12 protein-coding genes, 1 tRNA gene, 1 other RNA gene and 1 pseudogene are annotated in these 15,662 nt (G+C 59.1%); 8 read left to right on the top strand and 7 right to left on the bottom strand.

Annotated features, from left to right (window positions below):
• Window positions 1-61 precede the first annotated feature (61 nt).
• The 6 genes from ABLU73_RS23425 to ABLU73_RS23400 form a co-directional block, all read right to left on the bottom strand.
• A non-coding RNA gene (locus ABLU73_RS23425) (RtT sRNA) lies at window positions 62-194 on the bottom strand.
• 34 nt (window positions 195-228) lie between these two features.
• Window positions 229-305, bottom strand: a tRNA-Pro gene (locus ABLU73_RS23420).
• Between the two features lie 119 nt (window positions 306-424).
• Window positions 425-1,819, bottom strand: coding sequence for an ankyrin repeat domain-containing protein (locus ABLU73_RS23415; RefSeq protein WP_264923672.1), 1,395 nt, complete (start codon window positions 1,817-1,819; stop codon window positions 425-427).
• Window positions 1,820-2,012: 193 nt separating this feature from the next.
• Window positions 2,013-3,686: a kdo(2)-lipid A phosphoethanolamine 7''-transferase gene (gene eptB, locus ABLU73_RS23410; protein ID WP_264023152.1), complete on the bottom strand. Its 1,674-nt coding sequence runs from the start codon at window positions 3,684-3,686 to the stop codon at window positions 2,013-2,015.
• 242 nt (window positions 3,687-3,928) lie between these two features.
• Window positions 3,929-5,134 (bottom strand): MFS transporter, encoded by a 1,206-nt coding sequence (locus ABLU73_RS23405; protein ID WP_004204995.1) that lies wholly within the window; start codon window positions 5,132-5,134, stop codon window positions 3,929-3,931.
• A 241-nt stretch (window positions 5,135-5,375) separates the two neighbouring features.
• Complete coding sequence (locus ABLU73_RS23400) at window positions 5,376-5,957, bottom strand: autotransporter outer membrane beta-barrel domain-containing protein (RefSeq protein ID WP_072140522.1); 582 nt, start codon at window positions 5,955-5,957, stop codon at window positions 5,376-5,378.
• A gap of 205 nt (window positions 5,958-6,162) precedes the next feature.
• Here ABLU73_RS23400 and tag point away from each other — a divergent pair.
• Both tag and ABLU73_RS23390 read left to right on the top strand, forming a co-directional pair.
• A pseudogene (gene tag / locus ABLU73_RS23395) lies at window positions 6,163-6,745 on the top strand (DNA-3-methyladenine glycosylase I).
• Window positions 6,723-7,163 carry an N-acetyltransferase gene (locus tag ABLU73_RS23390; RefSeq protein ID WP_064178630.1) on the top strand — a complete coding sequence of 147 codons (441 nt, stop codon included), beginning with the start codon at window positions 6,723-6,725 and terminating at the stop codon, window positions 7,161-7,163. Before tag ends, ABLU73_RS23390 begins: the two are co-directional and overlap by 23 nt.
• Here ABLU73_RS23390 and ABLU73_RS23385 read toward each other — a convergent pair.
• Window positions 7,132-9,462, bottom strand: coding sequence for a molybdopterin guanine dinucleotide-containing S/N-oxide reductase (locus tag ABLU73_RS23385; protein ID WP_048326017.1), 2,331 nt, complete (start codon window positions 9,460-9,462; stop codon window positions 7,132-7,134). The two genes, ABLU73_RS23390 and ABLU73_RS23385, sit on opposite strands and share 32 nt — an antisense overlap.
• 166 nt (window positions 9,463-9,628) lie before the next feature.
• Between ABLU73_RS23385 and ABLU73_RS23380 the strand changes: the two genes are divergently transcribed.
• The 6 genes from ABLU73_RS23380 to ghrB all read left to right on the top strand — a co-directional run bounded on the left by ABLU73_RS23380 (window position 9,629) and on the right by ghrB (window position 15,592).
• The gene (locus tag ABLU73_RS23380) at window positions 9,629-10,291 is read left to right on the top strand and encodes an OmpA family lipoprotein (RefSeq protein ID WP_002921917.1); all 663 of its coding nucleotides are present in this window, start codon (window positions 9,629-9,631) and stop codon (window positions 10,289-10,291) included.
• A gap of 103 nt (window positions 10,292-10,394) precedes the next feature.
• Window positions 10,395-11,411 carry a LacI family DNA-binding transcriptional regulator gene (locus tag ABLU73_RS23375; protein WP_004205002.1) on the top strand — a complete coding sequence of 339 codons (1,017 nt, stop codon included), beginning with the start codon at window positions 10,395-10,397 and terminating at the stop codon, window positions 11,409-11,411.
• Window positions 11,412-11,522: 111 nt separating this feature from the next.
• Window positions 11,523-12,272, top strand: coding sequence for a sugar phosphate isomerase/epimerase (locus ABLU73_RS23370; protein WP_348850456.1), 750 nt, complete (start codon window positions 11,523-11,525; stop codon window positions 12,270-12,272).
• Between the two features lie 3 nt (window positions 12,273-12,275).
• Entirely contained in the window at window positions 12,276-13,211 is a 936-nt protein-coding gene (locus tag ABLU73_RS23365) for a sugar kinase (RefSeq protein WP_032456719.1), read from the top strand.
• A gap of 104 nt (window positions 13,212-13,315) precedes the next feature.
• Window positions 13,316-14,596 (top strand): MFS transporter, encoded by a 1,281-nt coding sequence (locus tag ABLU73_RS23360; RefSeq protein WP_004205006.1) that lies wholly within the window; start codon window positions 13,316-13,318, stop codon window positions 14,594-14,596.
• Window positions 14,597-14,620: 24 nt separating this feature from the next.
• Window positions 14,621-15,592, top strand: coding sequence for a glyoxylate/hydroxypyruvate reductase GhrB (ghrB, locus tag ABLU73_RS23355; protein WP_117130408.1), 972 nt, complete (start codon window positions 14,621-14,623; stop codon window positions 15,590-15,592).
• Window positions 15,593-15,662 lie beyond the last annotated feature (70 nt).

Raw genomic sequence — 15,662 nt, 5'->3', positions numbered from 1 at the left:
TTCTCATCCTCACTGGCCGCAGATGCAAAAAAGCCTGCTCATTGAGCAGGCTTTTGGAATTTGGTCGGTGATAGAGGATGACTCGCCACTTTGTGGCTCGCCCTGCGGTCCGTTGCTGACGCAACGTTCTCTCGCTTCGCTCGAGTCGAACCTCCTGCCCCCGGAGGTTCTCATCCTCACTGGCCGCAGATGCAAAAAAGCCTGCTCATTGAGCAGGCTTTTCGAATTTGGTCGGTGATAGAGGATTCGAACCTCCGACCCCTTCGTCCCGAACGAAGTGCGCTACCAGGCTGCGCCAATCACCGAATGCGGGGCGCATCTTACTGCTGGGATGCCTACCCGTCAATGCCTTATTTTCAAAAAATCGTTCAACCGGCGAGAAACTCAGCACCCTGCGCAGCGAATCGCCGGTTGGTCCGCTTTTTTAGCGGCAGCTGACCTCAAACGCTTTGCGATGTTCGGCTACCTTACAGGTCACCGGCTCACCGAGATAAGTTGGGCCCGCCGGTTTGAATGTAAACTCTCCCAGCAGCATCGTCAGTTCCCCCAACCCCGGGCAGGTATGCTGATGACGCATAATGTCCGGGCGGGTATCGTTGTTTACCGCGCGGGCGATGTCGCTGTACGCCAGCTTGTCGGCAAAGGCATTAGCGCAGAATTGCAGTTCGCTTTGCGCCATATGCGCGGCCTGCCCTTTCAGCTCGGCATGCTGCGCCAGCAGCAGCTGGCGAACCTCGCCGGCCCGGCTGTAGCCAATCGCCGTATACCCTGCCTTATTGCTGAGATTGACGCTGGCGCCGGCCTCGAGGAGTGCCTCGACATTGGCTTTATTATTCATTTTGACCGCCAGCATCAGCGGGCTGAGGTCGTTGGCGGAGAGCTGGTCCACCTTTGCGCCGCGCTGCACCAGCGCCGCGATCACCGCAGGCGCCCCCTGACTCGCCGCCACCTGTAGCGCCGTGAGCCCCTCCCGGTTCGGCTTATCCACCTTCACGCCGGAGGCTGACAGCGCCAGCACCAGATTGGGATCGTCCCCCGCCGCCGCCAGCATCAGCGGCGTGGTGCCGGATTTATCCGCCAGGCTGGTATCCGCCCCGGCGTTGGCCAGGGTCGTGATGGTTTCCGCCGATCGCGCGTGATCGACAGCGAGGAAAAAGACCGATTCCCCTGAAGCATTGACGGCCTTCACGTCCGCCCCATGCCCGATCAGCAACGCCACGATCTCGTCAACGTTCTTCTTAAACGCGCCGGGGGCCAGTTGTAACGCCATGTCTTCCGTCATCAGCGCGCGGCTGCCCGTCGCCAGCGATTTCGCCGCCGTTGCGCCGACAATCTTGTCCAGCGCACTCAGCTCCTCCACAGGCGCATCGGGCTTTTTCATCGCCAGAATATGCTGGTAGTCGCTTCTGACGTCCCCGCCGTCGGCAATGGCGGACATCAATGCCGTGCTCTTGTCGACGGTGGTCTGATTCACCGACGCGCCCGCCTGGAGAAGATCGCCGATAAGCGCCGCATCGCTGCCTCGCGCCGCCGCCAGCATCAGCGCCGTGACGCCCTGGCGCGTCTGGAGATTCGGCTGCGCCTGACGCTTAAGCAGGAGCGCTACCACCTCGCGACGATTTTCCGCGGCAGCGACCATCAGGCCGCTTAAGCCGGTTTTATCCTGACCATCCACATCGATGCCGTTATTCAGCATGGCTTCGATCGTCGCCGGCGCATCGTATTTACAGGCCAGCAGGAACTGGCGGGTTTCCTCTTCGGACTGACAGCCCGTTAGCATCAGCAGGCACAGCAGGGCCAACCCCTTTATTACCTTCATCCTTTCTCTCCGTGAAAAGTGGCTGCACAGGAGGAGCGGGAACACTGGAGGGTATTCAAAGAAGAAGAGGCAACCTGCCAGACACATCCGCTGTGCAAAAAAAATCCCTCGCCCGGCGGACGCCGGCGAGGGATTAGCTTATCCTGGGCTCAGGAAAGGAAAACAGACCCGAGAATCTGAAAAATCCGCTGTCTTACTTTTTCCACCGACACCAGTTATTGTTCTCGTTGATCCCGCCATCCGGCGAGGTATAGCCAAGGCAGCCCATAATGGTGTCGTACAGTTCGACGTGACGGCGCGGCACCTTCATCGCGGCCTGCTGCTGCAGATGGGCAAACGCAGCGGCATGATCCGGATTCTCCAGGTATTTATCCGACATCCAGACCATCATCGGCACACGGAACTGTTCCGGCGGCGCCATCTTGCGCGGCGTACCGTGCAGATGTTCACGCTCGTTAATCGACTCGCCGTGGTCGGCGGCATAGAACACAATCGCTTTCTTATCCCGCAGCTGGTCGAGGACGCTGACGATAAAGTGATCGACATAGGTCACGCTGTTGTCGTAGGAGTTGATCAGCTCCGCTTTCGAGCACTTGTTATCAACACCGACGCACTCCGGCTTCCACTGGGCGAAGCTGCGCGGATAGCGTTGGGTGTAGTTAAAGTGTGAGCCTTTCGTGTGGAGGATGATCAGGTGCTTACCAGAGGCGTTGCCCTGCTCCATACCGCGCTTCATCTCATCCACCAGCAGCATATCGTCAACGCTCTTGCCGCGGTTGCGCGGCTCGGCGCCAATCTGCTCGCGATAGGCGATATTGTTGGCCATCGTGTTGCTGTAGAACCACATCTCACTCTGCATGGCGTACAGATTGCCGCTGAAGCCCAGCTGATGAAGCACCGCAAAGACGTTCTGCTCTTTGAGGGTCCGCTGCGGGTTATCCTCTGCCCCGCCCTGACGCACAAACATGCAGCGTAACGACAGCTTGGTGGCGGTATCGCACGAGTAGCCGCGGAAAGCGACCAGATTCTTCTCTTTCGCCAGCTCTGGCGTGGTGTTACGGCTATAGCCAAGGATGCCCATATGATCCCAGCGGGTGGTTTCGCCAATGATAAACACCACGTAGGTGTCATCGAGCTCTTCCGGGGCGACGTAGGTAAATTTCTTCGCCGGGTTAATCAGCGATTTGTTATCTGAGGATTCATCCACCTGCGCCCAGGCGTACAGCCCCAGCGCCGACAGCCAGTTCGACGGCAGGTAGGAGTTGGCGATCACCCCGCCGTAGCTCGGCATATCCACTTCCGAATGGCGCTCGACATCGTGTTGGCGCAGCTCAAGCAGGCGGATAGGTCCCCAGACGATGAGGCCGGCCAACACCACGATCAGCACGTTTTTAACCCGCTGGCCCGGGGTACGCAGTTGGCGCAGCAGCGTATGGCGGCAGCGGTTGCTCCAGATAAACAGCAGTGGCGGCGCGCTCACTGCCGCCAGCCAGAGGATCAGATGCCAGCCGATGACCTCTTTCGACAGGTCGATATCGGTGGTCAACACCGAGGCGATAATCCCGTAGCCAATCACCACGTTAAGGAACGTCATGTAGTAACTGGCGGCGGCGGAAAACAGAACAATCAGTGTCGCCAGAATGCGCCAGATACGGCGACCGAACAGCGACAGAAGACGTAACAGGAAGAAGGTGACAAAGACCGTGGCCACCAGTTCAACGACACCGGAAAGCCCTTTCCAGACAGTGAACTCTTGAGCATAACCATCGAAACGCCGAAAAAAAACGGCGACGTTCATAAACCAGCCGATGTACAGCGCCAGCCAAAAACTAAGCTTCTGCTGCGTCATCGTTCTAATATATTTCATGCAAGCAAACCTGGAAAAAGAAGAATAAAACACCGCCTGACGCTGTGGCATGAGTCAGTAGGCTAATAGGGTGCGTTAGGGTTGGTTATCAGAAACCTCTACAAAGCGCGATAAGTAGACCACAGGGAACGGGAAAAGTATCAGGAGGGAATGTGATCCAGCCAAACATTTACAAAATATTTGGCTGGATTGGCACTATTTGCTTAGGGTATTAATCAGGGGCACGTTTCACGCTGCAGGTTTCAGGCATGCGCCTCGCTATAGACACTGCCTTTCGGCTGACGAATGGTGGTGGAAAGCGCCAGCGAAATAATCAGCAGGGCGAATATCACGCAGAAGGTGACGTAGAAGCCCCCGAACAGCGAAGCGATGAGGGAACCGCAGATGCTGCCGATACCAAAACCCAGATAAATCACACCATAGTTTTTCGCCAGGTTGTTCAGACCGAAGAATTCACTGACCAGCGATGGGAAGACGGTGATGGTTCCGCCGAAGTTAAAAGCAACGCAGGCGATGGCGGCGAAAAAGGTCATGGCATTCAGCGGAGCGAACAGCAGCGCGGCCATCCCCACCAGCGACACCACCTGACCGATGGTGATCACGCGAATGCGGGAAATTTTATCGGACAGGATACCTAACACCAGGCGACCGCTAAGGTTAGCGATTGAGATAACCGTTACCGCATTGGCCGCCGTGGCGACATCCAGGTGGACCATTCCCTGCGCGATATCTTTCGCCACGCCAATCACATACAGACCGCTCATGCAGGCCGTCAGGAACATCACCGCCAGCATCCAGTACTGCGGTTTACGCATCGATTCGGCGAGAGTGAAGTCGTTTTCCACGACGCCGTTGGCCGTGGTGGTCGCCGTATGATTTGGCGCATCTTTCATCAAGGTCGCGCCAAAGACGATCATCACCAGCACGATAGCGCCCCAGATAACGAAGGTTTTTTCCAGACCAACGGTGGCCAGCAGATGAGTATCAATGAATTTGAACCCCAGGCTGCCGAGGCCATAGGAACCGATGGAGAAGGCGGAGATCAGCCCTTTGCGTTCCGGGAACCACTTGACGCAGTTCGACAGGGTCAGCAGATAACCGGCCCCGTCCGCCAGCCCCACCAGCACGCCAGCGCTCAGCCACAGCATCATCAGGCTGCTGGAGTGGGCGGTCAGAAAGAAGCCCAGACCAAGCAGGATCCCGGAGGCCATGGTGACGCGCTTCACGCCAAAACGCTCCTGCAGCTTGCCGGCGACCGACGAAGAGAGCGCCAGCCCGAGGCTCAGCAGGCCAAAGGAGAAGGCGACCTGGCTGACCGGTTCGCCCAGTTTGTCAGATAGTGAACTGTTAAACAGGCTCCAGGTATAAACCGAACCGAGAGCGAATTGGGTGATGATGGTGCCGATAAGCGTAAGCCAGCGGGTCGATTGACGGTTTGCAGCGTTCATAGCAGTTGTCCTGATAAATTAACTGCCGCCACAATAGCGAAGGCCCCTCATCCAGTGGGGGAAAAAGGCATGAACTGCCATCAGCAGGGAATGAAATGCATTAATGGCGGAATGAATGACATTGCATGACATTCATTCCGCGAATTTCAGGGAAAAAGTTAGTGTGCGCTATCTCACAGAAATGCGCCATTACTGAGATTTAACAATAACCACATCGTTTCAAATGCGTAACAATCGCGGGTCAAAAGTTGGCGCTGACCCCCATCAGATAGAGCGTATTTTCCCCCGATGGGACGTTGTCCGCCTGTGACAGCGTGGCCCATGCCGCCACATGCGATCCCAGCGGCATATCGGCGCCCAGGGTGACATCACTCCAGCCGCCCTCTCTGGCGCGGGTGGTCGGCGACCAGGCATCGCTGGCGAGCGACTGGTTATAGCTCACCTGCGCCCAAGGGTGCACGCCCCACAGCGACTGATAATCCATACGCCAGCCGAGCGTGTTGACATATCCCGTCTCGCCCACGCTTTTCGTCGCCGGCGCGGTGTAGTCGCTGCGCAGGCTGGCCACCGGCCCGGAGGTCATGCCGTTTGCCAGCAGATAATTCCAGCCGACGCTCATCCCACGGCTGCTGTCCGGCGGCGCCAACCCCTGGTTTAACGCCAGCCCGCCCGGCGTTTCAGACGACTTCATCCGCTCGGCGAGGATATCTTCATAGCGTGGTTGGTGATCGCTATCCCATGTATAGCGTTCCGACGTATTACTTTTTGTATCGATAGCGATATATTCCTGTTGCCAGGCATTCGCTCCAGAGACACACGACACCCAGACGGATACGCACACCGGGAACAAGAACCCCCGGAGGCCATTGCATTTCTTTATTATCATTAATGCGACTCCAGAAAAGAGCCGAATCGGCATTATTGCTGTGTTTTTTTGGGGATACGATTTCCCTGTATTAACTATTATCTTTATCTTTCAGTCGTCAAGCCGGGGCGTCCACTTTTTTAGCGCAGAGGGAGAAATAGCTATGCAGCGTTGCGGATGGGTGAGTCAGGATCCGTTATATATCGAGTATCACGATACCGAATGGGGTGTCGCGCAAAAAGCATCCCAGCGGCTGTTTGAAATGATCTGCCTTGAGGGTCAGCAGGCCGGGTTATCATGGATCACGGTGTTAAAAAAACGGCAAAACTATCGCCAGGCTTTTCACCAGTTCGATCCGGTGCGGGTGGCGGCGATGGGGGATGAAGATGTCGAGCGACTGCTGCAGGATGCCGGGATTATCCGCCATCGGGGGAAAAATCCAGGCCATCATCGGCAACGCCCGGGCGTATCTGGCGATGGAGGAAAATGGCGAGTCGTTCACTGATTTTGTCTGGTCCTTCGTCGACAATGCGCCCCAGGTCACCCGCGCGGCGACGCTGGCGGAGATCCCGACCACGACGCCGGCCTCAGATGCGCTGTCTAAGGCCTTAAAAAAACGCGGTTTTAAGTTTGTCGGTTCGACAATCTGTTACTCTTTTATGCAGGCCTGCGGGCTGGTCAACGACCATGTCACCGGCTGCTTCTGTCACCCTGGAGGTCAGGATGATCCGCAAGTGGGACGCTAAAGATAACCTGCCGCTGCTGGACCTGTGGCTGGAAAGTACGATTCATGCCCATCCCTTTATCAGCGAAAGCTACTGGCGCGACAGCGTCGCGGTGGTACGGGATGTCTATCTTCCCGCCGCCAGCACCTGGGTCTGGGAGCACGACGGGGAGCTAAAAGGCTTTGTCAGCGTGCTGGAGTCCCGTTTCGTCGGCGCGCTGTTCGTCGCGCCGGACGCTATTCGCCAGGGCATTGGCCGGGCGCTGCTGGATGAAGTCAAGCAGCACTACGCCTGGCTTAGCCTTGAGGTTTATCAGAAAAACGAATCAGCGGTCAGTTTCTACCATGCGCAAGGCTTCCGCATTGAAGATTGCGCATGGCAGGACGATACTCAGCACCCCACCTGGATTATGCGTTGGCCGGCGGATCAAATGCCGTAAGCGGCAGCGCCGGGCCGGTATATTTCTCCAGCCACGCCAGGGCGGTGTTACCGGCGCAGCCGTTGCCCAGGCGGGATGTTGGGATATCTTTAGTTAAGACGTTCACCGCCCCGTTTTTGCAGATGCCCGCCACCGGATCCAGGTCGGGCCACGCTCCTTCATGCAGGCATATCACCCCCGGGCGGATCCCCTCCGTCACCACCGCGCCGGCCAGCACCTGACCGCGGGCGTTCCACACCCGCACCAGATCGCCATCGGCAATCCCCCGCGCCCGGGCATCCTGCGGATGAATAGTCAACGGTTCGCGTCCGGCAACGGCATAGCGTTCGCGCAGCGCGGAGTAGTTCAGTTGACTGTGCAGCCGGTGGGCCGGATGGGCCGACAGCAGCTGCAGCTGCCCCGCCTCGGCGTTGCCATGCCACTCGTCGGGCTCCAGCCACATTGGGTGCGGCGGGCAGTCGGTGTAGCCAAAGGCGGCGATGGTCGGCGAGTGGATCTCAATTTTACCGCTCGCCGTTTTCAGCGGGTTGGCCTGGGGATCGTCGCGGAAGGCGGCAAAGCGGATGAAACGGGCATTCTCCGGCTCCTCCGGCATCTCAATCAGCTGGTTAGCCTGCCAGAATTCGGCAAACGGCGGCAGCGTCACCTGCTGCTGGGCGCCGCGCCGGGCGGCCATCTGATAGAAGGTCTCCAGCCACTGCAGATCGCTCTTCCCTTCGGTAAAGCGCTCGCGGCCGCCCGCCTCCCAGCGTTCGCTGAGGTCGGCAAAGACCGCGAAATCATCGCGCGCTTCACCCTGCGGGGCGACCACCTGCTTCATCGGCACCAGATGCTGATTGCTGTAGTCCCCGGTCATCGTCAGATCGTTGCGCTCAAACGAGGTGGTCGCCGGCAGGACGATATCGGCATGACGCGCGGCGGCGGTCCAAAAGCATTCGGAGATGACGATAAGCTCTGGTTTCTGCCAGGCCTGAATCAGGCGGTTGGTATCCTGATGATGGGTAAAGTTGGCGCCGCCGGCCCACCAGATAAAGCGAATATCGGGGAAGCGCCGCGCCATGCCGTTGTGCTGATACTCCGCCCCCGGGTTCTCCAGCGCCTCGACAATCCGCGCGACCGGGATCTTCTCCACGGCGTCCACGCCTCCGGCCACGCTCCCCTGCATCGAGCCCAGCACCGCCGCGCGGCGGGTCGGATTGCCGCCGTTGGCGAAATGGTAGGAAAGACCAAACCCGCCCCCCGGGGTGCCAATCTGCCCCAGCATCGCAGCCAGGGTGACCAGCATCCAGTGTTTCTGCTCGCCATACTGCTGGCGCTGCATGCCCCAGCCAGACATCAGCATAGTGGTGTTTTCGTGGAAAAGTTTCGCCAGTTCGCGGATCTTATCCGCTGCGACGCCGCAGATAGCCGCCGCCCAGTCGGCGGTTTTCGCCACGCCGTCGCTTTCGCCGGTCAGATAGCGGGCAAAAATCTCGTAGCCGCTGGCGCAGCGGGCAAGAAACTCGTCGTCCTGCCAGCCATTCTCCACCAGCGTATGGGCGATACCCAGCATCAGCGCGACGTCGGTGCCCATATGCGGCGCGATCCACTCCATCGAATCGCCAAAGAAATCGACAGTTTCCGATCGCATCGGATCGATGCAGATCAGGCGTTTTCCGCTCTGGCGCAGCCGGTCGAACCACGGGATACCCTGCTCGTCGGAGGCGTTCCAGGCAATTTTCAGCGTATTCAGCGGGTTGGCGCTCCACAGCACCACTACCTCGCTGTATTCCAGCACCAGCGGCCAGCTGGTCTGCTGCTGATATACCTCATTGCCGCCCACGACGTAAGGCATGATCGCCTGCGCCGCGCCGGTGGAGTAATCCCCGAGATGGCCGGTGTAGCCGCCCGCCAGGCTCATATAGCGCTGCAGCAGGGTGGCCGCCTTATGCAGGACGCCGTTAGAACGCCAGCCGTAGGAGCCGGCAAAAATAGAGGCCGGTCCGTAGCTTTCGCGGATCCGACGATGCTGGGCATCGATCAGATCCAGCGCCTGCTCCCAGCTCACCCGCACAAATTCATCCTGACCGCGGACCCCCTGGGGCTTGTCCGGAGAGGCAAGGAAACCTTTGCGCACCATCGGGTAGCGCACGCGGGTTTTACTGTGCACCTGGTCGCGCACCGCCGTTTGCAGCGAGTTGGCAAACGGTGTCGCCAGCGCGCCGCGGGAGGAGAGGACGTTTTCCCCGTCCGTTTCCACCAGCATCGGTCCCCAATGGGCGGCGGTTAAAATGGTTTTGGTTGCAGATGAGGTTGGCAAGGGCAGCTCCTGGTCAGCGAAAGCAGGTGTGGTGACGGTGCGATCGGCGCCGTTCAATGTTATTTACAAAATGAGATGGTGTTTGGGGAATTTTCTACGTATTCGCGCGTCATAATCAACCGTCACGTTCGCTGTGACAAAGAATAAAAAGGATTAAGGACATTAAATGAAAAAACGCGTACTTATGATTGCGGCGCTGGTCAGCGGCACCCTGGCGATTTCTGGCTGCACCACCAACCCCTATACCGGTGAGCGTGAAGCAGGTAAATCCGGTATTGGCGCAGGTATTGGCTCCTTAGTGGGCGCTGGCGTCGGCGCGCTCTCCTCTTCCAAACATGACCGCGGCAAAGGCGCGCTGATTGGCGCAGCGGCAGGCGCGGCGCTGGGCGGCGGCATAGGCTACTACATGGACGTGCAGGAAGCGAAGCTGCGCGACAAAATGCAGGGAACCGGGGTCAGCGTGACGCGAAATGGTGACAATATCGTGCTGAACATGCCGAATAATGTCACTTTCGACAGCAACAGCGCCAACCTGAAACCGGCCGGCGCCAACACCCTGACCGGCGTGGCCATGGTGCTGAAAGAGTATGAGAAAACCGCCGTTAACGTGGTCGGCTACACCGACAGCACCGGCAGTAAGGATCTGAATATGCGTCTGTCGCAGCAGCGTGCTGACAGCGTCGCCAGCGCGCTGATCACCCAGGGCGTGGCGGCCAACCGCATTCGCACCACCGGCATGGGGCCGGCGAACCCGATCGCCAGCAACAGCACGGCGGAAGGTAAGGCGCAGAACCGTCGCGTGGAAATCACCCTCAGCCCGCTGCAATAAGCGCATCCTCATGTTGCCCGGCCGCGCCTCTGCCGGGCAAAATGCTTGATATCGCTATTTTTCGCGCTAAGGTGTTGGCAGATTTTCAGCAAAGGAAGCCATCATGGCGAAAGCGGCGCGTGCAACCATTAGCGATGTGGCGAAAGCCGCAAAGACCGGCAAAACCAGCATTTCACGGTATCTTAACGGCGAGAAGCACCTGCTTTCCGACGATCTGTTATCACGTATTGAAAAAGCCATTGCCGAACTCGACTACCGCCCCAGCCTGATGGCCCGCGGCCTCAAGCACGGCCGCACCCGCCTCATCGGCCTGATCATCGCCGATATCACCAACCCCTATTCGGTCAATGTCATGAGCGGCATTGAAGCGGCCTGCCGGGAAAAGGGCTTTACCCTGCTGGTGTGTAACACCAATAACGAGCTTGACCAGGAGCTGCACTATCTCGACCTGCTGCGCAGCTATCAGGTGGAAGGCATCGTCGTCAACGCGGTCGGCATGCGGGAGGATGGCCTGAACCGCCTGCAGCAGTCGGCCCTGCCGATGGTGCTGATTGACCGTAAAATCCCCGATTTCGCCTGCGATGTGGTCGGACTTGATAACGCTCAGGCCGCCACCACCGCCACCGAACACCTGGTGGAGAAAGGCTTTGAGGCCATCCTGTTTCTCAGCGAACCGCTGGGCTCGGTCAATACCCGCCGCGAGCGCCTGAGCGCCTTTCGCGCCACGCTCGCCCGCCACCACGGCGTGGTGGCCGAAAACGCCGAAGTACAGCTCAACGACGGCGCGATGATGGACAACGTCCTGCGCCAGTTCCACGCCCGCCACCGCGGGATGCGCAAAGCGGTGATCTCCGCCAACGGCGCGCTGACGCTGCAGGTGGCCCGCGCCCTGAAGCGCGTCGGCCTGATCTGGGGCAGCGATATCGGCCTGCTGGGCTTCGACGAACTGGAGTGGGCGGAGCTGGCCGGCGTCGGCATCACCACCCTCAAACAACCGACGTGGCAGATCGGCTACGCGGCGGTGGAACAGGTGATTCGACGCATTGCCGGCACTAACGACCCCATCTGCGAGCGGGTCTTTTCCGGCGAGCTTATCGTCCGCGGATCAACCTCCCGTTAACGATCCTTCGTGATGCCGATCATAAATTAAACATCTCGCCCTTTCTTATGGAACCGATACCATCTAGCGTAATAAGGAGATTAAGCAACAAACGCCGGGAGTAAGAGCGCGATGGCCAGAAAAATTATTGTCGTTACCGCTGCCTATGGTAATGACCATGTTAAATCCTTAGGCGGCCAGGCCGCCGTCCTGCCGTTTATCGCCGACGCCGGCGCGGACGGCGTCGAAATCCGCCGCGAGCTGTTCAGCGCCGAAGAGCTCAACGCCCTGCTGGCGCTGGCAGCCGCCATCGAGCGCCACGGCCTGCTGGCTTGCTACTCCGCGCCCCAGGCGCTGTTCGCCGACAACGGCGAGCTTAACCCGCATCTCCCGACGCTGCTCGCGGAAGCGCAGACCCTTAACGCCCTGTGGCTGAAGCTCTCCCTTGGCCATTTCCGCCACAACCAGCAGCTCGACGAGCTGCGCCATATCCTCAGCGACAGCGGCATGGCGCTGGTGGTGGAGAATGATCAGACCGACTGCGGCCAGCTGGCGCCGATGCAGCGCTTCAAAGCCGCCTGCCGGGTCCATCAGCTGCCGATCACCTTAACGTTTGATATGGGCAACTGGCTGTGGGTCGGCGATTCGCCGGAAGAGGCAGCCCGCCATCTTGCGCCGGCGGTCAGCTATATTCATGTGAAAGCGGCGGAGCCACATCAGGAGAAATTCCGCGCTGTGCCGCCGGATCAGGCCGCCGACCGCTGGCTGGCCCTGCTCGATAATCTTCCCGCCGACGCGCCGCGTGGAATCGAGTTTCCGCTGACTGGCCATGACCTGACGGCCGTGACCCGCCGCTACGTCAACCTGTTACGCGAGGAATAAGCCGTGGAAAATTTAGATGTCATCACCATCGGCGAAGCTATGGCCATGTTTGTCGCCACCGAAACCGGCGATCTGGCTGAGGTGGAGCATTTTATGAAACGTGTCGCCGGCGCCGAGCTGAACGTCGCCACCGGTCTGGCGCGCCTGGGTCTGAAGGTCGGCTGGGTCAGCCGCGTCGGTAACGATAGCTTTGGCCGCTTCGTACTGCAATCGCTGGCGAAAGAGGGGATCGATAGTCATGCTGTCGCCATTGATAACCGCTTCGCTACCGGTTTCCAGATGAAATCGAAAGTCGAAAATGGAACCGATCCCATTGTGGAGTATTTCCGCAAAGGTTCTGCCGCCAGCCATCTGTCGCCTGACGATTTTCGCGCCGACTACTTCACCAGCGCCCGTCATTTGCACCTGAGCGGCGTGGCCGCCGCGCTCTCTGAAAGCTCATATGCGCTGCTGGAGCATGCGGCGAAGGTCATGAAAGCCGAGGGCAAAACCCTCTCTTTCGATCCCAATCTGCGTCCGGTGCTGTGGAAAAGCGAAGCCGAGATGGTGGAGAAACTCAACCGTCTCGCCTTCCAGGCTGACTGGGTTTTGCCAGGCTTAAAAGAGGGCGTCATCCTCACCGGCCAGCAGACTCCGGAGGGGATCGCCGATTTCTATCTCTCGCGCGGCGTCAAGGCGGTGGTCATTAAAACTGGCTGCGACGGCGCCTGGTTCAAGAGCGCCAACGGCGAACAGGGAACGGTTGATGCCATTAAAGTCGAAAACGTCGTCGATACCGTCGGCGCCGGCGACGGCTTTGCCGTCGGGGTGATTAGCGCCCTGCTGGAAGGCAAAACCCTGCGTCAGGCGGTGAACCGCGGCAATAAAATCGGTTCGCTGGCGATTCAGGTCCAGGGCGACAGCGAGGGGCTGCCCACCCGCGACGCGCTGGGCGAATAACATTTATACGCAACAATAACAACCGCCCTGTACCCTACCTGCAGCGCGGCACAGCAGCGCCCGTTTCGACGGACGTATGTCACCTCATTGACAGAGGCAAGCCTATGAATAGCTCAACAAATGCAACGAAACGCTGGTGGTACATCATGCCTATCGTGTTTATCACGTATAGCCTGGCGTACCTCGACCGCGCCAACTTCAGCTTCGCCTCCGCGGCAGGCATTACCGAAGACCTGGGCATCACCAAAGGGATCTCTTCCCTGCTGGGGGCGCTGTTCTTCCTTGGCTACTTCTTCTTTCAGATCCCCGGCGCTATTTATGCAGAGCGCCGCAGCGTTCGCAAACTGATCTTTATCTGCCTGATCCTGTGGGGCGGCTGCGCCTCCCTGACCGGGATTGTGCATAATATCCCGGCGCTGGCGGCCATTCGCTTTATTCTCGGCGTCGTCGAAGCGGCGGTGATGCCGGCGATGCTGATCTATATCAGCAACTGGTTCACCAAATCCGAGCGCTCGCGGGCCAATACCTTCCTGATCCTCGGCAACCCGGTGACGGTCCTGTGGATGTCGGTGGTCTCCGGCTACCTGATTCAGGCCTTCGGCTGGCGGGAAATGTTTATCATCGAAGGGGTGCCGGCGGTGATCTGGGCCTTCTGTTGGTGGGTGCTGGTGAAAGATAAACCATCGCAGGTATCCTGGCTGGCGGAGAGTGAAAAAGCCGCGCTGCAGGAACAATTGGATCGTGAGCAGCAGGGCATCAAAGCGGTGCGTAACTATGGCGAGGCCTTCCGCTCCCGCAACGTGATCCTGCTCTGCGCCCAGTACTTTGCCTGGAGCATCGGCGTGTACGGCTTTGTACTGTGGCTGCCGTCGATTATCCGCAGCGGCGGCGAAAATATGGGGATGGTGGAAGTGGGCTGGCTCTCCTCGGTCCCATACCTGGCGGCGACTATCGCCATGATCGTGGTCTCCTGGGCCTCCGATAAAATGCAGAACCGTAAGCTGTTCGTCTGGCCGCTGCTGCTGATTGGCGGACTGGCCTTCATCGGCTCCTGGGCGGTCGGCGCCAACCACTTCTGGGTCTCTTACACCTTGCTGGTGGTGGCTGGTGCGGCAATGTATGCGCCTTACGGCCCCTTCTTCGCCATTATTCCGGAAATGCTGCCACGCAACGTCGCCGGTGGCGCCATGGCGCTGATCAACAGCATGGGCGCCCTGGGCTCCTTCTGCGGCTCGTGGTTTGTCGGCTACCTGAACGGTGCCACCGGCAGCCCAGCAGCTTCCTATATTTTTATGGGGGTGGCGCTTTTCGCCTCAGTATGGCTGACTTTGATTGTTAAGCCTGCTAATAACCAAAACCTTCCACTTGGCGCTCATCACGCCTGAACGACTCACACTACGGAGATTCGCATGAAGCCGTCTGTCATTCTCTATAAAACGCTTCCCGACGACCTGCTAAAGCGTCTGGAGGAGCACTTTTCCGTCACTCAGGTGAAAAACCTGCGGCCGGAGACCGTTTCGCAGCACGCTGAGGCCTTTGCCCAGGCTGAAGGCCTGCTGGGCTCCAGCGAAAAGGTTGACGCCGCGCTGCTGGAGAAGATGCCGAAGCTGCGTGCGACCTCCACCGTGTCCGTTGGTTATGACAACTTCGACGTCGAGGCGCTGAACGCCCGCCGGGTGCTGCTGATGCATACCCCGACCGTGCTGACCGAAACCGTCGCCGACACGATCATGGCGCTGGTGCTGAGCACCGCCCGCCGGGTGGTGGAAGTGGCGGAGCGCGTTAAAGCGGGCGAATGGACGAAGAGCATTGGGCCAGACTGGTTCGGTACCGACGTACACCATAAAACCTTAGGTATCGTCGGCATGGGCCGCATCGGCATGGCGCTGGCGCAGCGCGCCCACTTCGGGTTCGGCATGCCGATCCTGTATAACGCGCGCCGCCAGCATCCGCAGGCGGAGGAACGTTTCAACGCACGCTATTGCGATCTTGATACCCTGCTGCAGGAAGCCGATTTTGTCTGCCTGATCCTGCCCCTGAGCGAAGAGACCCATCATCTGTTCGGCCAGGCGCAGTTCGCCAAAATGAAATCTTCCGCCATCTTTATTAACGCCGGGCGCGGCCCGGTGGTCGACGAGCAGGCGCTGATCGCCGCCCTGCAGGCGGGTGACATTCACGCTGCCGGCCTTGATGTCTTCGAGCACGAGCCGCTGGCTAAAGATTCGCCGCTGCTGAGCCTGCCGAACGTCGTCGCGCTGCCGCATATCGGCTCCGCCACCCATGAGACGCGCTACAACATGGCGGCCTGCGCGGTGGATAACCTGATCGACGCCCTGAACGGCAAGGTCGAAAAAAACTGCGTCAATCCGCAGGTAAAATAAGCCATAAAAAAACCCGGGTAGCGGCGGCAATCGCCCTCCCCGGGTTCTTTTTTGCATTCTGTCCGTTATC

The organism is Klebsiella sp. GG_Kp175 (assembly GCF_040062325.1).
GTDB classification, from domain to species: domain Bacteria; phylum Pseudomonadota; class Gammaproteobacteria; order Enterobacterales; family Enterobacteriaceae; genus Klebsiella; species Klebsiella quasipneumoniae.
Note: the sequence above shows the minus strand (reverse complement) of the source record. Positions and strands in the feature narration are given on the sequence as shown.